General features: G+C 61.0%; 12 protein-coding genes. 8 read left to right on the forward strand and 4 right to left on the reverse strand.

The annotated features are described in order from the left end of the window. Positions 1-32 precede the first annotated feature (32 nt). Positions 33-1,010, reverse strand: coding sequence for an N-acetyl-gamma-glutamyl-phosphate reductase (gene argC / locus ACNAZS_RS01480; protein WP_415785436.1), 978 nt, complete (start codon positions 1,008-1,010; stop codon positions 33-35). 109 nt (positions 1,011-1,119) lie between these two features. Between argC and ACNAZS_RS01485 the strand changes: the two genes are divergently transcribed. The 3 genes from ACNAZS_RS01485 (at position 1,120) to ACNAZS_RS01495 (ending at position 3,617) form a co-directional block, all read left to right on the forward strand. Next, positions 1,120-2,004 carry a LysR family transcriptional regulator gene (locus ACNAZS_RS01485; protein WP_415785438.1) on the forward strand — a complete coding sequence of 295 codons (885 nt, stop codon included), beginning with the start codon at positions 1,120-1,122 and terminating at the stop codon, positions 2,002-2,004. Between the two features lie 129 nt (positions 2,005-2,133). After that, the gene (locus ACNAZS_RS01490) at positions 2,134-2,553 is read left to right on the forward strand and encodes a cupin domain-containing protein (RefSeq protein WP_415785440.1); all 420 of its coding nucleotides are present in this window, start codon (positions 2,134-2,136) and stop codon (positions 2,551-2,553) included. Positions 2,554-2,645: 92 nt separating this feature from the next. After that, positions 2,646-3,617 (forward strand): Bug family tripartite tricarboxylate transporter substrate binding protein, encoded by a 972-nt coding sequence (locus ACNAZS_RS01495; protein ID WP_415785442.1) that lies wholly within the window; start codon positions 2,646-2,648, stop codon positions 3,615-3,617. Between the two features lie 196 nt (positions 3,618-3,813). Here ACNAZS_RS01495 and lpdA read toward each other — a convergent pair whose 3' ends face one another. Genes lpdA through aceE form a run of 3 tightly spaced genes read right to left on the reverse strand, consistent with a single transcriptional unit; the run spans position 3,814 to position 10,042 of the window. Continuing rightward, positions 3,814-5,610: a dihydrolipoyl dehydrogenase gene (gene lpdA / locus ACNAZS_RS01500; RefSeq protein WP_415785444.1), complete on the reverse strand. Its 1,797-nt coding sequence runs from the start codon at positions 5,608-5,610 to the stop codon at positions 3,814-3,816. Between the two features lie 10 nt (positions 5,611-5,620). Further along, positions 5,621-7,321 carry a dihydrolipoyllysine-residue acetyltransferase gene (gene aceF / locus ACNAZS_RS01505; protein WP_415785446.1) on the reverse strand — a complete coding sequence of 567 codons (1,701 nt, stop codon included), beginning with the start codon at positions 7,319-7,321 and terminating at the stop codon, positions 5,621-5,623. Positions 7,322-7,333: 12 nt separating this feature from the next. Continuing rightward, complete coding sequence (aceE, locus tag ACNAZS_RS01510; protein ID WP_415785448.1) at positions 7,334-10,042, reverse strand: pyruvate dehydrogenase (acetyl-transferring), homodimeric type; 2,709 nt, start codon at positions 10,040-10,042, stop codon at positions 7,334-7,336. Between the two features lie 313 nt (positions 10,043-10,355). Here aceE and ACNAZS_RS01515 point away from each other — a divergent pair, with 313 nt between their 5' ends. The 5 genes from ACNAZS_RS01515 to ACNAZS_RS01535 all read left to right on the forward strand — a co-directional run bounded on the left by ACNAZS_RS01515 (position 10,356) and on the right by ACNAZS_RS01535 (position 16,923). Beyond that, the gene (locus ACNAZS_RS01515) at positions 10,356-12,110 is read left to right on the forward strand and encodes a PAS domain-containing sensor histidine kinase (RefSeq protein WP_415785450.1); all 1,755 of its coding nucleotides are present in this window, start codon (positions 10,356-10,358) and stop codon (positions 12,108-12,110) included. Then, positions 12,107-12,733 (forward strand): response regulator transcription factor, encoded by a 627-nt coding sequence (locus ACNAZS_RS01520; RefSeq protein ID WP_415785452.1) that lies wholly within the window; start codon positions 12,107-12,109, stop codon positions 12,731-12,733. The genes ACNAZS_RS01515 and ACNAZS_RS01520 overlap by 4 nt, the downstream gene beginning before the upstream one ends. Next, a complete protein-coding gene (gene folD, locus ACNAZS_RS01525; RefSeq protein ID WP_415785454.1) occupies positions 12,730-13,617 on the forward strand; it encodes a bifunctional methylenetetrahydrofolate dehydrogenase/methenyltetrahydrofolate cyclohydrolase FolD in 888 nt (295 codons plus the stop codon). The genes ACNAZS_RS01520 and folD overlap by 4 nt, the downstream gene beginning before the upstream one ends. A 411-nt stretch (positions 13,618-14,028) precedes the next feature. Further along, positions 14,029-16,095 carry a M3 family metallopeptidase gene (locus ACNAZS_RS01530; RefSeq protein WP_415785456.1) on the forward strand — a complete coding sequence of 689 codons (2,067 nt, stop codon included), beginning with the start codon at positions 14,029-14,031 and terminating at the stop codon, positions 16,093-16,095. Between the two features lie 213 nt (positions 16,096-16,308). Then, the gene (locus ACNAZS_RS01535) at positions 16,309-16,923 is read left to right on the forward strand and encodes an SCO family protein (RefSeq protein ID WP_415785458.1); all 615 of its coding nucleotides are present in this window, start codon (positions 16,309-16,311) and stop codon (positions 16,921-16,923) included. Positions 16,924-16,971: the final 48 nt, after the last annotated feature.

Consider the following 16,971-nt stretch of genomic DNA (forward strand, 5'->3'; position numbering starts at 1 on the left):
AAAATAGCGAAGATCGACAGTTTAACAGTCGCTCAGCCCGCGCCCAACATCAGGTTCAGATTCTGCACCGCCGCGCCCGAGGCGCCTTTGCCCAGGTTATCGAAAACGGCGCTCAACAAAATCTGGCCCCGTTCCGGATTGGCAAAAACGGCGAGCTCCATATTGTTCGTGTCATTGAGGCGTTGCGGGTCGAGCCCCTGTAATCCTGACGACTCGGCCAACGACAGCACGCGCACGTGCGCCGCGCCTGCATAGTGATTGGCGAGGCAGGCGTGTAGCGTCTCCGCCTGCGCTCCCGCGGGCAACAAGCGTTGCTGCAGCGCAATCGTAAGCACAATCCCCTGGCGATAAGCGCCATAGGCGGGCACGAAAACAGGAGGATGCGCCAACCCGGCGTAATACTGGATCTCTGGCACGTGCTTGTGTTGCAGGCCTAGACCGTAAACCTGGAATGCGGACGGTTGCGTGCGCCCGCCGGGTCCGCTTGCCCCCGGCTCAGCATGGTCTGGCGGCTGCGCTTCGGTATTTTCGTACTTCTGGACGGCGCTACGCCCTCCCCCTGAATAGCCCGACACCGCATGAATCGCCAGCGGATAGTCCCGCGGCACCAGGCCGGCGTCCACAAGGGGATGCAATAGGCCAATGGCGCCCGTTGGATAGCAACCCGGATTGGTGACGCGCTTTGATTGAGCGATCAGGCGCGGCTGATCCGGACCCAGCTCCGCCAAGCCATAGGTCCAGCCATCCTGAACCCGATGCGCGGAGCTTGCGTCGATGACGCGTACGTCGGCGTTCGTCAGCAGACCTACGGCATCGCGTGCCGCGTCGTCGGGCAGGCACAAAATAGCGATATCGCAAGCATTCAGTGCCTCGGCACGGCGTTGCGGATCCTTGCGGTGGGCCAACGGCAAGGTGTTGACGACGATATCGCTGCGTCCCTGTAAACGCGCATGGATCTGCAGGCCCGTCGTGCCCTGATCGCCATCAATAAAAACGTGAGGAGTCGTCATCGCAAAAACCCGGTGATAGATTGATAGCGCTATGCTCGCTCACCCCATAAAATTAGAAAAGTTGAATTTCATGATCGTTATATTCATAAATTCTGAGGCTTGAAGCATCATGCGGGAAATCAATCTCGATCAATTGCGCACCCTGATCACCATTGCAGATCAACGATCGTTTGCCAAAGCAGCAGCGCTGCTTCATCTGGCACCGCCCACGGTCAGCCTGCACGTCAGCGAGTTGGAAAGCCGTGTCGGCGCCCAGTTGCTTTCCCGGACCAAGGGCCAGGTTCGACCGACCGCCATCGGTGAAAGCCTGATCGAGCACGCCCGGAAATTGCTCGGCGACGTGAGTCATGCCCTCGACGATGTGTCGCGCCAGGCCCAGGGGCTCGCCGGGCGCGTGCGTCTGGGCGCCTCTACGGGGGTCATTGCTCACCTGTTGCCCCGCGCCCTGGCATCGTTGACGCAATCGCATCCGACGATAGACGTGCAAATCGCGGTCCTGACGTCTCAGCAAACCCAGGCGCGTTTGATCGAGGGATCACTCGATATCGGCGTCGTGGCGCTGCCTCAGCCCAAAGTGCCCGGTCTGACGATTCAACCGTGGCGACGCGATCCCATCGTGGCGTTCCTGCCCGCCGCATGGTCCGTACCCGCGCAGGTCACACCCCGCTGGATGGCCGGACAGCCTCTTATCCTGAACGACCCGGGTACCCACCTGTCGCGACTGACCAGCCAGTGGTTTGCCGACGCCGGTCAGCGTCCGGCACCGCGCATCGCGTTGAACTACAACGATGCCATCAAGAGCCTGGTCGGCGCAGGATACGGCGCCACCCTGCTTCCCCACGAGGATGGCGCACCACCTCCTGATGAACGCATTGTCATGCGGCCGTTGCGGCCGGCATTGTGGCGACAACTGGGTATTGCCTATCGCGAAGACACAGCCGACCCCGCGACCGGCCACATGTTGACCGCGTTGTGGGGACTGCAGCAAAAATAATGAAGTGGGCGCCGCGGTTCGCGCGCAAATGATGCCCATTCGCTACGTTTTTGATTTTCCGGGGGAACGTCTGCTGTCCATTTTTGTGTTATCAATAATTCCCATAAACAGACAACATTGAGACATCCGATGCCCCACACCCCTAGCTGGCTCGTGCGCGAAGCCGAGGTTCCCGGTTACCACCCCGCCAATCACACCGGTACGCTGAACCGCCGCTTGATCGGTGCTGAAAACGTCGGTGCCCGCCATGTCGAGGTCTTGCTGGGCGTGATCGAAAAAGGCAAGGGCGCCCTGCCCCACGCCCATCCGGGAATTGAGCAAGTGTGTTATTTGCTCGAGGGAACGGCGCGTGCGCAAGTCGGCGACGAGTCCGCCGATATGGTGGCGGGGGACTGCTGTTATTTTCCGCCCGACATTCCTCACGTCTTTACCGTCACCAGCGAAACGCCGGTGCGGTTGCTGGTCATTTACTCGCCGCCCTACGAAGAGTCGCCCGATCGCGTGATTCGCGATTTTTCGACGCCGGCGGCTGATGGTTCAGCCACGTAGGACGACGACGCTTAGATTCCCCCGCTAGCGGCCACGACGGAATCCTTTCGTCACCCAAGAGCCGCGACCATCCAAGAAAGGAGATACCCCAAATGTGGTTACGTACCCTACGCGCCGCGGCGCTGTGTAGCACTGCCCTTGCGTCCGTACTGTGCGCGCCCGCGCAGGCCGCCTATCCGGAAAAACCCATCAACCTGGTTGTGCCCTTCCCTGCGGGATCCGGCACCGATGCGGTCGGTCGAATTTTTGCCGCGGAACTGGGCAAGATTCTGGGCCAGCAGGTGGTCGTGGAAAACAAACCCGGGGCGAACGCCACCATTGCCGCCCAATACGTCGCGCGCGCCAAGCCCGATGGTTACACCCTGTTCGTCACGACCAATACGTCGCATTCGGCGGCGCCGTTCCTGATGAAGAACGTGTCGTACGACCCGATCAAGGATTTCACGCCTATCGCGCGTGGCGGGAATTTGCCTTTTCTGCTGGTCACCAATCCCAAGCAACCCTACACCACGGTCGCCGAGCTGATCGATTACGCCCGCAAAAACCCCGGCAAGGTCACTTACGCCACCGGCAATAGCACGGGCATCGTGGCAGGCGCCACGCTGGCGCGCCGAGCGGATATCGACATTCTGCATGTGCCTTACAAAGGCACGCCGCAAGCGCTGACGGATCTGATTGGCGGACAGGTCAACATCATGTTTACCGACTTGGCATCGGGGCTGCCGTTTGTACAGTCCGGCCAATTGCGCGCCATGGCCGTGTCGACCGCCGAACGTAGTGAGATCGTGCCCGACCTGCCCTCTATGCGCGAAGCGGGCGTCGACAATTTCGACCTGAACTCATGGAACGGCTACTTTGGCCCCGCCGGATTACCCCCTGAAATCGTGACCAAACTCAATGCCGCCATCAATCAGGTTGTGAATGATCCCGACGTGCGCAAACGTCTAGCGAGCCTCGGTTTTGATGCCTTTAGCGGGACGCCCGAAAGCTTCGCTACCTTTGTCAGCGAACAACGCGACCTCTGGGGCAGCCTGATCAAGGACGCTGGCATTCAGGCGCAATAAGTCCGGTTGAGCCGCTAATCTGCCCGAGCAATCGGAGGCAGCTTCGCCTGAAATCGCAACCCCCGACGCTTACGCGAAACCGATACGCGGTCTCAGCGCCTTTCAAACAAAACAGCCCTGTACGTCATCGATATTTTGACGTACAGGGCTGTTTGTCTTGACGCCCGTAGGGCGAGCAAGCTCAGGTCGACAGAGGTTACTTCTTGCGCATCGGCGGCAAGTCGGTGCACACCCCTTCGGCGACCTCCGCCGCCATCCCGACCGATTCACCCAGCGTGGGGTGCGGATGGATGGTTTTGGCGATGTCCACGACGTCTGCGCCCATTTCGACAGCCAGGACAACCTCGCTGATCAAATCGCCCGCATGGGTGCCGACGATACCGCCGCCCAGGATGCGATGCGTTTCCGCGTCAAACAGCAGCTTGGTAAAGCCCTCGTCGCGGCCATTGGCGATAGCGCGGCCAGAGGCAGCCCAGGGGAACACGCCCTTTTCGACCTTGATGCCCTGCTTCTTGGCTTCGTCCTCGGTCAGACCGACCCAGGCGACTTCCGGATCGGTGTAGGCCACCGATGGAATGACACGCGCGTCGAAGAAAGACTTTTGACCCGCGGCGGCTTCGGCGGCGACATGGCCCTCGTGCACGGCTTTATGCGCCAACATGGGCTGGCCCACGATGTCGCCAATCGCGTAGATGTGCGGCACATTGGTACGCATCTGGCGATCGACTTCGATAAAACCCCGGTCCGTCACAGCCACGCCGGCCTTGTCCGCACCGATCTTCTTGCCGTTGGGACTGCGACCCACGGCTTGCAACACCAAGTCGTAGCGCTGCGGTTCTTTGGGAGCCCCCTCGCCTTCGAAGCTCACGTAGATGCCGTCTTTCTTTGCCTCGGCACCGACCGTCTTGGTCTTGAGCATGATGTTGTCAAAGCGATCGGCATTCATTTTTTGCCAGACTTTGACCAGGTCGCGATCCGCGCCCTGCATCAGGCCGTCGAGCATTTCGACCACATCCAGGCGCGCGCCCAGCGTGGAATACACCGTGCCCATTTCCAGACCGATGATCCCGCCACCGACGATCAGCATCTTTTTGGGGATGCTGCGCAGGTGCAGCGCGCCGGTGGAGTCGACGATCCGCTCGTCATCGGGCAGGAACGGCAATTTGACCGATTGGCTGCCCGCCGCAATGATGGCGTTCTTGAAGCGAATGGTCTGCGTCTTGTCGTCGGCGCCCTTGACCGACAAATGATTCGGATCGGCAAACTCGCCGACGCCCGTCACGACCTTGACCTTGCGCGCCTTGGCCATACCGGCCAGGCCGCCCGTGAGCTTCGCGACGACGCTGTCTTTGTAGCCGCGCAGCTTGTCCAGATCGATCTTGGGTTCGCCGAAACTAATGCCGTGTGCCGCCAGCGCACGCGCTTCGTCGACGACGGCAGCGTTATGCAACAAGGCTTTGGACGGGATGCAACCCACGTTCAGGCAAACACCGCCCAACGTGTCATAGCGCTCGACCAGCACCACAGACAAGCCCAGGTCGGCTGCGCGGAACGCCGCCGAATAACCGCCGGGGCCTGCACCCAGCACCAGTACGTCGCATTCCAGATCGGCCGAGCCGCTGTACGAGGCTGCAGTCGGCGCCGCGGCCTGGCTGGCCTGCGTCGCAGGCGCGGCTGCGGATGGTGCCGCAGGCTTGCTGTCGGCAGCGGCAGGCTGTGGGGCCGTCTTGGTGTCGGCGGCCGGTGCGGCGTCGGTGGCTTCGATCTGGAAAATCACCGTGCCTTCGGCGACCTTGTCACCGACCTTGACTTTGACCGACTTGACGACGCCGCCAGCGGACGCAGGGATTTCCATCGAGGCCTTGTCGGACTCGACGGTGATCAGGCTCTGTTCGGCCTTGATCGTGTCGCCCTCGGCTACCAGCACCTCGATGACTTCGACCTCCTTGAAGTCACCGATGTCGGGTACTTTGATATCAACAAGTTTGCTCATGCGGCCCCCGTTACAGCGCGATGCGGCGGAAGTCCGCCAGCAATTGGCCGAGGTATGCGTTGAAACGCGCAGCGGCGGCGCCGTCGATGACACGATGGTCGTACGACAGCGACAGCGGCACGATCAAGCGCGGCACGAATTGCTTGCCGTCCCACACCGGCTTGTGAGCCGAACGCGAGACACCCAGGATGGCGACTTCAGGTGCGTTGATGATGGGCGTGAAGTGCGTGCCTCCGATACCACCCAACGACGAGATCGAGAAACAACCACCCTGCATGTCGGCCGGCGAAATCTTGCCGTCGCGGGCTTTCTTGGAAAGCTCGCCCATTTCCTTGGCAATCTCAAGGATGCCTTTTTTGTCGGCATCACGGATCACCGGCACCACCAGGCCATTGGGCGTGTCGGCCGCGAAACCAATGTGGTAGTACTGCTTGTAGATCAGTTGATCGCCGTCGAGCGAGGCGTTGAACTCGGGGAATTTCTTCAAGCCCGCGACCACGGCTTTGATCAGGAAGGCCAGCATGGTGACCTTGACACCGGACTTTTCGTTTTCGTTGTTCAACGTGACGCGCAGCGCCTCCAGGTCGGTGATATCGGCTTCGTCATTGTTGGTGACGTGCGGGATCATGACCCAGTTGCGATGCAGGTTCGCGCCGGAGATTTTCTTGATGCGCGACAGCGGCTTGGCGTCGATCGGCCCAAACTTGGTGAAATCGATCTTGGGCCAAGGCAGCAAGCCCAGCGCGGCGCCATCGGCACCGCCTGCACCTGATGCGGCGGGCGCCGCCAAGGCCTGCTTCACAAAGGCACGGACGTCGTCGGCCGTGATGCGGTCCTTGGGACCCGAGCCCTTGACCTTGCTGAGATTCACGCCAAGTTCGCGCGCGAATTTGCGTACCGACGGCGAAGCATGCGGCAGTTGGCCGGGCTTGAGGTTCGGGTCTTCGAGCACTGCCGTGGGTGATGCCTTGGCAGTGGGCGCGACTTCCGGGGCAGGTGTTGCAGCTTGCGAGGCAGGCGCTGCGGCTTGCGCAGGTTTGGCGCCTTGGTCGGCAGCGGCGGGTTTGGCGGGCGCGGGCGCCTCGCCGGCGCCGCCTTCCACGATGGCGATGACCGAGCCCTTGGCGACCTTGTCGCCGACCTTGACCTTCAGTTCCTTGACAACGCCGCCAGCCGATGCCGGGATCTCCATCGAGGCCTTGTCGGACTCGACAGTGATCAGGCTTTGTTCAGCCTTGATAGTGTCGCCGACAGCGACCATGACTTCGATGACTTCGACTTCCTTGAAGTCGCCGATATCCGGCACGGCAATTTCCGATGGACCACCGCTCTGTTGGCTTTCACCCTTATCGGCGGCAGGCGCGGCTTTGTCTGATTTTGCTTCGTCGGACTTCGATTCAGCGGGCTTCGACTCAGCCGCAGCCGACTTCGATTCGCCGGCGGGCGCTGCGGCACTGTCTTTCTGCTCGTCAGCGGCCTCGATCTCGAAGATCACCGTGCCTTCGGCGACCTTGTCTCCGACCTTGACTTTGACCGACTTGACGACGCCGCCAGCGGACGCAGGAATTTCCATCGAGGCCTTGTCGGACTCGACGGTGATCAGGCTTTGTTCGGCCTTGATCGTGTCTCCCGCTGCAACCAGCACCTCGATGACTTCGACTTCTTTGAAGTCACCGATGTCGGGTACCTTAATTTCCACGAGTTTGCTCATGTCTGTTTACCTTCAAGCGTGGTGCGGGTTGGCTTTTTCCGGGTTGATGCCGTATTTCTTGATGGCCTCAGCCACCTTGGCGACGGGGACCTTGCCTTCGTCGGCCAGCGCGCGCAAGGCGGCCAGCACAACGAAATGGCGATCGATCTCGAAGTGCTCGCGCAGCTTGTAGCGGAAGTCCGAACGGCCAAAGCCATCGGTACCCAGGACGCGGTACGTGCGATCCTTGGGGACGAACGGACGGATCTGATCGGCGAACAACTTCATGTAGTCGGTCGATGCGATGATCGGCCCTTCGGTCTTTTCGAGCTGTTGCGTCACATAAGGCACCAGCGGTTTTTTCTGCTCGGGGTTGAGCAGGTTGTGGCGATCAGCGTCCAGGCCATCGCGACGCAGCTCGGTAAAGCTGGTCACGCTCCAGAGATCCGAGGCTACGCCCCAGTCGGCTTCGAGCAATTCCTGGGCCGCCATGACTTCGCGCAGAATGGTGCCGGAACCCATCAGTTGTACACGTTGCTTGCCCTTGCCGTGCGACTTGAGCTTGTACATCCCCTTGATGATGCCTTCCTCGTCGCCTTTGGTCAGACCCGGCTGCGGGTAGTTTTCGTTCATCACGGTCAGGTAGTAGTACACGTTCTCCTGATTTTCGACCATGCGCTTCAGACCATGCTGAATGATCACGGCCAGCTCATGCCCAAAGGTCGGGTCGTAGGACACGCAGTTCGGGATCGTCGAGGCCAGGATGTGGCTATGGCCGTCTTCGTGCTGCAGGCCTTCGCCGTTGAGCGTCGTGCGCCCGGCAGTACCGCCCAGCAAGAAGCCGCGCGCCTGCATGTCGCCTGCCGCCCAGGCCAGGTCACCAATGCGCTGGAATCCGAACATCGAGTAATAGATGTAGAACGGCACCATGATGCGGTTATTCGTCGAATACGACGTGGCCGCCGCCATCCACGAGCTCATCGCGCCCGCCTCGTTGATCCCCTCTTGCAGGAGTTGACCATCGGCGGACTCTTTGTAGTACATGACCTGGTCCTTATCGACCGGCACGTATTTTTGCCCTTCGGGCGCATAGATACCGATCTGGCGGAACAGGCCTTCCATACCGAACGTGCGCGATTCATCGGCCAGGATAGGCACGACACGCGAACCCAGGTCTTTGTCTCGCAGAATCTGGTTCAGGACGCGAACGAATGCCTGGGTGGTCGAGATTTCGCGGCCCTCGGAGGTGGGCTCCAGCACAGCCTTGAAAGCCTCGAGTTCAGGCGCCTTGAGCTGTTCGTCGGCTTTGGCGCGACGCTTGGGCAGATAACCACCGAGCGCCTTGCGGCGTTCGTGCAGGTACTTCATTTCGGCGGAATCTTCTGCCGGTTTGAAGTACGGCAGTTTCTCGAGTTGATCGTCCGGAATGGGGATCGCAAAACGATCGCGGAATTCGCGGATCGATTCGAGTTCCATTTTCTTTTGCTGGTGGGTCGGATTTTTGGCCTGGCCCACATGACCCATACCATAGCCCTTGATGGTCTTGGCCAGGATCACCGTCGGCTGGCCCTCGTGGGTCGCGGCCGCCTTGAAGGCCGAGTAGACCTTGTGGGGGTCATGGCCGCCACGGTTCAGGCGCCAGATGTCCTCGTCGCTCATGCGCGACACGGCTTCCAGTAGCTTGGGGTGTTTGCCAAAGAAATGTTCGCGCACGAACTTGCCGTCATTGGCCTTGTACGCCTGGTATTCGCCATCGACGGTGTCTTCCATGATCTGGCGCAGGATGCCTTCCTTGTCGTGCGCCAGAAGTGGATCCCAGTAGCCGCCCCAGATCAGCTTGATGACGTTCCAGCCCGAGCCTCGGAAGTCGCCTTCGAGCTCCTGGATGATCTTGCCGTTGCCACGTACCGGCCCGTCCAGGCGCTGCAGGTTGCAGTTGACGACAAAGATCAGGTTGTCGAGTTTTTCACGCGCGGCCAGGGCGATGGCGCCCAGCGATTCGGGTTCGTCCATCTCGCCGTCGCCGCAGAATACCCATACCTTGCGCTGGCTGGTGTCGGCCAGGCCGCGGGCGTGTAGATACTTCAGGAAACGGGCCTGATAAATCGCCATCAGCGGGCCAAGGCCCATCGACACTGTCGGGAATTGCCAGAATTCCGGCATCAGCTTCGGGTGCGGATAGGACGATAAGCCCTTGCCATCGACCTCCTGGCGGAAATGATCGAGCTGCTCGGCGGTCAGGCGGCCTTCGAGGTAAGCACGACCATACATACCGGGCGAGGTGTGCCCCTGGAAGTACACCAGGTCACCACCGTGATCTTCGCTTTCGGCGTGCCAGAAGTGATTTTGACCGCAGCCGATCATGGTGGCCAGCGACGCAAACGAGGCGATATGACCGCCCAGGTCGCCGCCATCGGGCGGATTGTGCTTGTTGGCCTTGACCACCATGGCCATGGCATTCCAGCGCACATACGAGCGAATACGCGACTCAAGCTCGAGGTTGCCGGGATGTGCCGTCTCTAGCCCGGGCGGAATGGTATTGACATAGGCCGTATTGGGCGAAAATGGGATATGCGCGCCGGAGCGACGAGCCTCGTCAATCAGGCGTTCCAGCAAATAATGGGCACGCTCGGGACCTTCGCGCTCGAGTACGGCAGCCAGGGCTTCAAGCCACTCTTGTGTCTCTAGAGAGTCTTCGTCGTTGGCGGCCGGTAGCGCGTTAGCCTGGGCATTAGAGGACATCGTTTGTCTCCTGTGGGAGTTCTGAGCAGGCCCATCCCCCACGATCATAGGGTCGGGCAATCCAATAGATTCCGGCTTGCGCCGGTGTTTCTGCCACTGCTGCGATCAATGCTATCGCAGTCAGGTTGCAGTACGGTACGCGAAGAGTAACCCGTCCAGATAAAAATTTCATGTTGCGGTACGGAATTTCATAATATGGAATATTGACAAATATCTGAACGTCTTTGTCCCTTTCCGATCTGCACGAAATCGGTACGCTGCGCAATAAAGCGCAACACACTTTAAAATGCCGAGTCTATCTGCATTGACTGTCATGTCCAGTTCTCATAAATCCAGTATCCCGAACTCGTTTCACGACCACGCCCGCAAACGCCGGCGCGGCGTGTACTGGCTGACGCCAGCAGTCGTACTGGTCCTGTACCTGTGCGTGATGGGCGTGTTTTTCTGGTTGCAACGCCTGCGCGACGACAGCGTGATGTTCGTCACGATCGACCAGGAGCTCCGTCAACAGCGCCTGATCTGGGTGGTGCTGGCGCTCTCGTGCGTGATCATCATCAGTTTGCTGATGCTTTGGCGTTACACCCGGTTCCGCTCGACGGCCGAGTCCGCCCTCATCGCCGAGACCGGCTTTCGGCGCGCCATGGAAAACTCCATGTCCACCGGCATGCGCGTGCTCGACATGGAGGGCCGCATCGCCTACGTCAATCCGGCGTTTTGCCGCATGATCGGCTGGAACGAGGCCGACCTGATCGGGCGCAGCCCCCCCTTCCCTTATTGGGTACCGGGGCGGCACGACCAGCATCAGCACACCCTGGATGTCCTGACTTCCGGCAAAACCCCCAGCAGCGGCCTCGAAATCGAAGCCCAGCGCCGGGACGGGTCGCGTTTTACCGCGCGCATGTATGTCTCGCCACTGTTGGACCCCAACGGTACGCAGATCGGCTGGATGACCTCGATGACGGACATCACCGAGCCCAAGCGAATTCGCGAGGCGCTGACGGCCGCGCATGAACGCTTCATGACGGTGCTCGAGGGTCTGGACGACGCGATCTCCGTGACAGCCGATACCCATGACGGCCTGGAACTGCTGTTTGCCAACCGCACCTATCGCCGGGTATTTGGCGCGCAGACGGGCGGCCATAATGAGCTGCTGGCCAGACGGCGCGGCCGTTTTACTGACGAGGCGGTCGAGGTCTTTGCGCCGTCGGTACAACGCTGGTTCGAGGTGCATCACCGCATGCTGGCCTGGACCGATGGTCGCCGCGTGCGCATGCAAGTCGCCCGCGACATCACGGAACGGCGTAATCACGAAGAAGCCTCGCGCCTCCAGCAAGAAAAAATCCAGATCACCAGCCGCCTCACCACCATGGGCGAAATGGCCTCGTCGCTGGCTCACGAACTCAACCAGCCCCTCACCGCCATTGCCAACTACAGCATGGGCGCCGTTGCGCTGGTCAAGGCGGGGCACACCAGTCCAACCATGTTGTTGCCCGCCCTGGAAAAGGCCGCTTCGCAGGCCGAACGCGCCGGCAAGATCATCAGCCGCATTCGCGAGTTCGTTAAGCGCAGCGAGCCGCGTCGCCAGCGTGTGCCCATCAGCCGGATCGTGGATAATGCCATTGGCTTTGCCGACATCGACGCCCGTAAGCGCCGCATTCGCATCGAGGCGTTCGTGCCCTCGAATGCGCCCGACGTACTGGCCGACCCGATCCTGATCGAACAAGTACTGCTCAACCTCCTGAAAAACGGCCTCGAGGCCATGGACAGCAGCGAGTCCGACGAGCTCAAGGTGGCCGTCATCCTGCATGAGCAGCATATCGAAGTTGCGGTGGTCGATCGCGGGCATGGCCTGAGCGACCCCGAACGTCTGTTCGAGCCCTTCTTCAGCACCAAGTCGCAAGGCCTGGGCATGGGGCTGAACATCTGCCGTACCATTATCGAATCACACCACGGTCGCCTCTGGGCGGACCCCAATCCCGCCGGCGGTACTATCTTTCGTTTTACACTGCCCTGCGCGGCGCCTGAACAGCCCGCACAGAGTGATCAGCCCGAGGAGTTGCACGCATGAACACCCCCCCCCAGTCGAGCACGGTATTCATTGTCGATGATGACGAAGCGGTACGCGATTCACTGCGCTGGCTGCTCGAAGCCAACGGCTATCGCGTACGCGCGTTCGCCAGCGGAGAGACCTTTCTCGAAGAGTACGATCCCGGCCAGGTCGGCGTACTGATCGCCGACGTACGGATGCCGGGCATGAGCGGTCTTGAGCTACAAGAGCAATTGCTGGCCCGTAACGCCCCGCTGCCCATCGTCTTCATCACCGGCCACGGTGACGTGCCGATGGCCGTGTCCACCATGAAGAAAGGTGCGGTCGATTTTCTGGAAAAGCCGTTCAACGAGTCCGATTTGCGCGAAATCGTTGCCCGCATGCTCGAGCAAGCCACGCAGCGTATCAGCCAGTTCCAGGCCCAAAAAGACCACGAAGCCATGCTGGCTCGCCTGACGGCGCGCGAACAGCAAGTGCTCGAGCGCATCGTCGCCGGCCGCCTGAACAAACAAATCGCCGATGACCTCGGCATCAGCATCAAAACGGTGGAAGCGCATCGCGCCAACATCATGGAAAAACTCGAAGTCACCACGGTCGCCGATTTGATGAAAGTCGCGTTGGCCAAACCTGAGGCACATGCATGACCCTGCAGGACACCCCTGCTTCCGTCCACGAAGCACGCATTATTGATGGTACCGCCCTGGCGCAGCGCATCCGCGAAGACGTCGCTCAACGTGTCCAGGTGCTGGTCGCCAAAGGCGCCCGACCCGGTTTGGCGGTGGTGCTGGTTGGCGAAGACCCCGCCTCGCAGGTCTATGTGCGCAACAAAGTCGCTGCCTGCGAAAAGGCCGGACTGCACTCGGTAAAAGAACAATACCCGGCCGACATGACCGAGGCCGAGTTGCTGACCCGCATCGACGCCCTGAACCGCGATCCGTCCATACACGGCATTCTGGTTCAACTGCCGTTGCCGCCGCACATGAATAGCCACAAGGTCATCGAGGCCATCTCGGCCGAAAAGGACGTCGATGGTTTTCATATCAGCAACGCGGGCCTGCTGATGACGGGCCAACCCCTGTTTCGTCCGTGCACGCCCTACGGCATTATGAAAATGCTCGAGTCCGAAGGGGTCGCGTTGCGCGGCGCCGAAGCCGTGATCGTGGGTGCCAGCAACATCGTGGGCAAGCCCATGGCCATGCTGCTGCTGCAGGCCGGCGCCACCATCACCATTTGCAATTCCAAAACGCGTGACCTGGGCGCCCAAACGCGCCGCGCGGACGTGCTGGTCGTCGCGACCGGTAAGCCGGGCATGATCGACGGCAGCATGATCAAAGCCGGCGCGATTGTCATCGATGTCGGCATCAATCGAGGCGCGGACGGCAAACTGTGCGGCGATGTCGATTTTGCCTCGGCCCGCCAAGTCGCTGGTGCCATCACGCCCGTGCCTGGTGGCGTCGGTCCCATGACCATCGCCATGCTGCTGGTCAATACTGTCGAGGCAGCGGAGCGGGCGGCAGCGGGTTCTTAGTTCTTAAGCCGTCCGTCGTAGCGGGCAGGCCGTCGCAGTCAGGCCGTGACACCAAGCCTGGTCGGCTCACTCGCCCCTTGACGGGGCTCGGCCTTCGTCCGCAGACCATCGGCGGGCCCTGGGCCAAACTCGCTCCGCTACGCTGCGCTCAAACATGGCCCAGGGACATCTCCCGCCGATGGTCTGCGGACTCGGCAGCCTCCGACAGACTTGGTGTCACGGCCTGACTGCGACGGCCTACCCACTACGACAGACTCAGGTTCGAGAATACTTGGCCGCTCTACCCACCCTCGGCCCATCTGTATCCACCACTCAGCCTATCTGCCTACCTGCGCTGCCTGCGCTCTTGTTTTCCAGGCAACCGCCCTCATCTCTAAAGCCTGTTCGTCTCCCATTTGCAGCGATACGCCCATGACTCAGAATCCCCTGCTTGCTCCCGTCTCCGGTCTCATCGACTATGCCGCCGTGCAACCCGCACACATTGTGCCCGCCATCCAGGAACTGCTGGCTGGTGCACGGCAGGCCGTCGACGTCGCGGCCGACCCGGGCCTGCCAGCCGATTGGGAATCCGTTGTACAGCCGCTGGACAACGCTTCGGAACAACTCTGGCGTGCCTGGTCGGTCGCCGGACATCTGAATGCCGTGGTCAATACCCCCGAGCTGCGCGAGGCCTATAACGCGGCCCTGCCGCTGGTCACCGAGTTTTCCACGTGGGTAGGCCTGCACGAGGGCCTGTATCGCCAATATCAACGCCTGCGCGCCGCCAGCGATTTCGATAGCTGGGATCCGGTGCGTCGCCGCGTCATCGAGTTGGCTCTGCGTGACTTCCGCTTGAGCGGCGTTGAGCTGCAAGGCGAGGCCCGCGAGCGTTATGCCGCGAATGCCGAGCGCGAGGCGCAAGCGTCGCAAAAATTCTCGGAAAACGTGCTTGACGCCATTGACGCCTGGTCGATTCTCATCGAGGACGAAGCCCGACTGGCCGGCTTGCCTGCTGATGTGCTGCAGGCCACGCGCCAGGCCGCCCAGGACGATGGCCAGGCGGGCTGGAAGCTCACGCTGAAAATGCCGTGCTACCTGCCCGTCATGCAGTATGCACGTGATCGTGCGCTGCGAGAGCAACTGTACCGTGCCTACGGTACGGTGGCCTCCGAACAAGGCGATGCGCGCTTCGACAACTCGTCGTTGATCGAGGAACTGTTGTCGTTGCGCGCCGAAGAGTCCTCCTTGCTAGGCTATGGCACCTTTGCCGCCCTGCGTCTGCAAACTCGCATGGCCCGCGATGCGGCTGAGGTGACCGGTTTTCTGCGTGACCTCGCGTCGCGCGCCCGCCCCTATGCCGAACGCGACCTCGCCGAGCTCAAGGCCTTTGCCGCCAGCGAATTGGGATTGGACACGCTGGAGCCCTGGGACATCGCCTACGCCTCGGAGCGTTTGCGCGAAACCCGCTACGCCTATTCCGAAGACGAGATCAAACAATACTTTACCGAGCCTCGCGTCTTGCAGGGCCTGTTCCAGGTCATCGAGTCGCTGTTCGACGTCCGCTTGCGCGAAACCGACGTCTCGCGCTGGCATGCCGATGTGCGCGGCGTACGCGTCGAGACGCACGATGGCGCACTGATCGGCCATCTCTATCTGGACCTGTATGCACGCGCGGGCAAGCAAAGCGGCGCCTGGGTAGACAGCGAGCGCAATCGTCGCCGTCTGGGCGATCAAGTACAAACTCCCGTCGTCTATCTCACCTGCAATTTTGCGCGCCCTGGTGATGGCAAGCCCGCGTTGCTGACCCACGACGATGTCATCACGTTATTCCACGAAACCGGCCACGCCCTGCACGCCCTGCTGTCCGAGGTCGACGAGCCCGGTGCGTCCGCCTTTGCCAGCGTCGAATGGGACGCTATCGAACTGCCCTCGCAGTTCATGGAAAACTTCTGTTGGGAGTGGCCGGTCGTGCAACGCCTGTCGGCCCATGTCGCTACCGGCGAAGCGTTGCCTCGCGCGCTGTACGACAAGCTGCTGGCCGCTCGCAATTACCAGAGCGGCATGCAAACGGTGCGTCAAATCGAATTCGCGCTGTTCGACATGCTGCTGCATAGCCGCAGCGAAGGCACGAGCATCGCGGATACGCTCGCGCTGCTGCAACAAGTTCGCGACGAAGTCGCCGTGCTGTTTCCGCCCGCTTGGCACCGACTGCCACATGCCTTTTCACATTTGTTCGCGGGTGGCTATGGTGCGGGCTACTACAGCTACAAGTGGGCCGAGGTGTTGTCCGCCGATGCCTATGAGGCCTTCGAAGAAGCCGCCGCGGCAACGGCGTCGCAAAGCACTTCTGGCACGCTGGACGCCGCCACGGGCTCACGCTTTCGCAAGGAAGTGCTCGCCGTCGGTGGCGCTCGCCCGGCAGCGGAGTCGTTCGAAGCCTTCCGCGGTCGCGCCCCACGTATCGATGCGTTGCTGCGGCACAGCGGCATGACCGCGTAGTTCCAAGCGCAAGCGTATTTCCCCAAACACGGCGGCTCGAGCACAGCCGCCTGAGCACAGCCGCCCGAGCGCGACGACGCGCAGCCAAATGTCGCCTCGTCAGATCGCTCACATCAGACCGACCCACGTCGGTCGGCTCACGTTTGCCGCGGGCACGCTAGAATCGAATGCATCCCTGCAACCCTTTCAATCCGCGTGCCCCGCTACTCCTCTATGTTTGCTTTTCTCAATGGTCGTGTGTGTCGCGCCCTGCTGCTTGCCCTCTGCACTCTGATCGCCGCCTGTGGTGATAAAGCTGTCAACTGGACGCTTTACGATATCAAGGGCCACTTGCCCGACCTGACCTTTCAGTTGCCGGGCGCTGGCGGCAAGACCGTCACCAATGATGATCTCAAAGGCAAAACCGTCTTGCTGTTCTTCGGTTACGCCAGTTGCCCCGATATCTGCCCCACGACCATGGCGCAGCTCACCGCGGTTTTGCAGCAACTCGGCGACGATGCCCGCGACGTACGCATTCTGTTTGTCAGTGTCGATCCTCATCGCGACACGCCCGACAAGCTCCAGGCCTACGTAGATGCCTTCAACAATCAGGCGATCGGTGTGACTGGCACCGAAAAACAAATCGCCGACCTGGCCCGCCGCTATCGCGTGGCCTATCAAATCGAAAAGCCGCGCCCCGGCGATGCCGCCGATCTCTATGACGTCACGCATAGCCGCGGCGTCTACATTTTTGATAACGAGGGCAAGGCTCGTCTGCTGGCCTCGGATACAGATAGCACCGATGCTATCGTCAAAGACTTGCGTCAGTTGATTAACATCACGCAGTAAAAAGAAAACGCGCGCCCTAAACGCGCGTCAGCGCAAGCGCGCCGGTAT

Origin of the sequence: Bordetella tumulicola (assembly GCF_965138755.1) — a bacterium.
In the GTDB taxonomy this organism is placed as follows: Bacteria; Pseudomonadota; Gammaproteobacteria; order Burkholderiales; family Burkholderiaceae_B; genus Bordetella_A; species Bordetella_A tumulicola.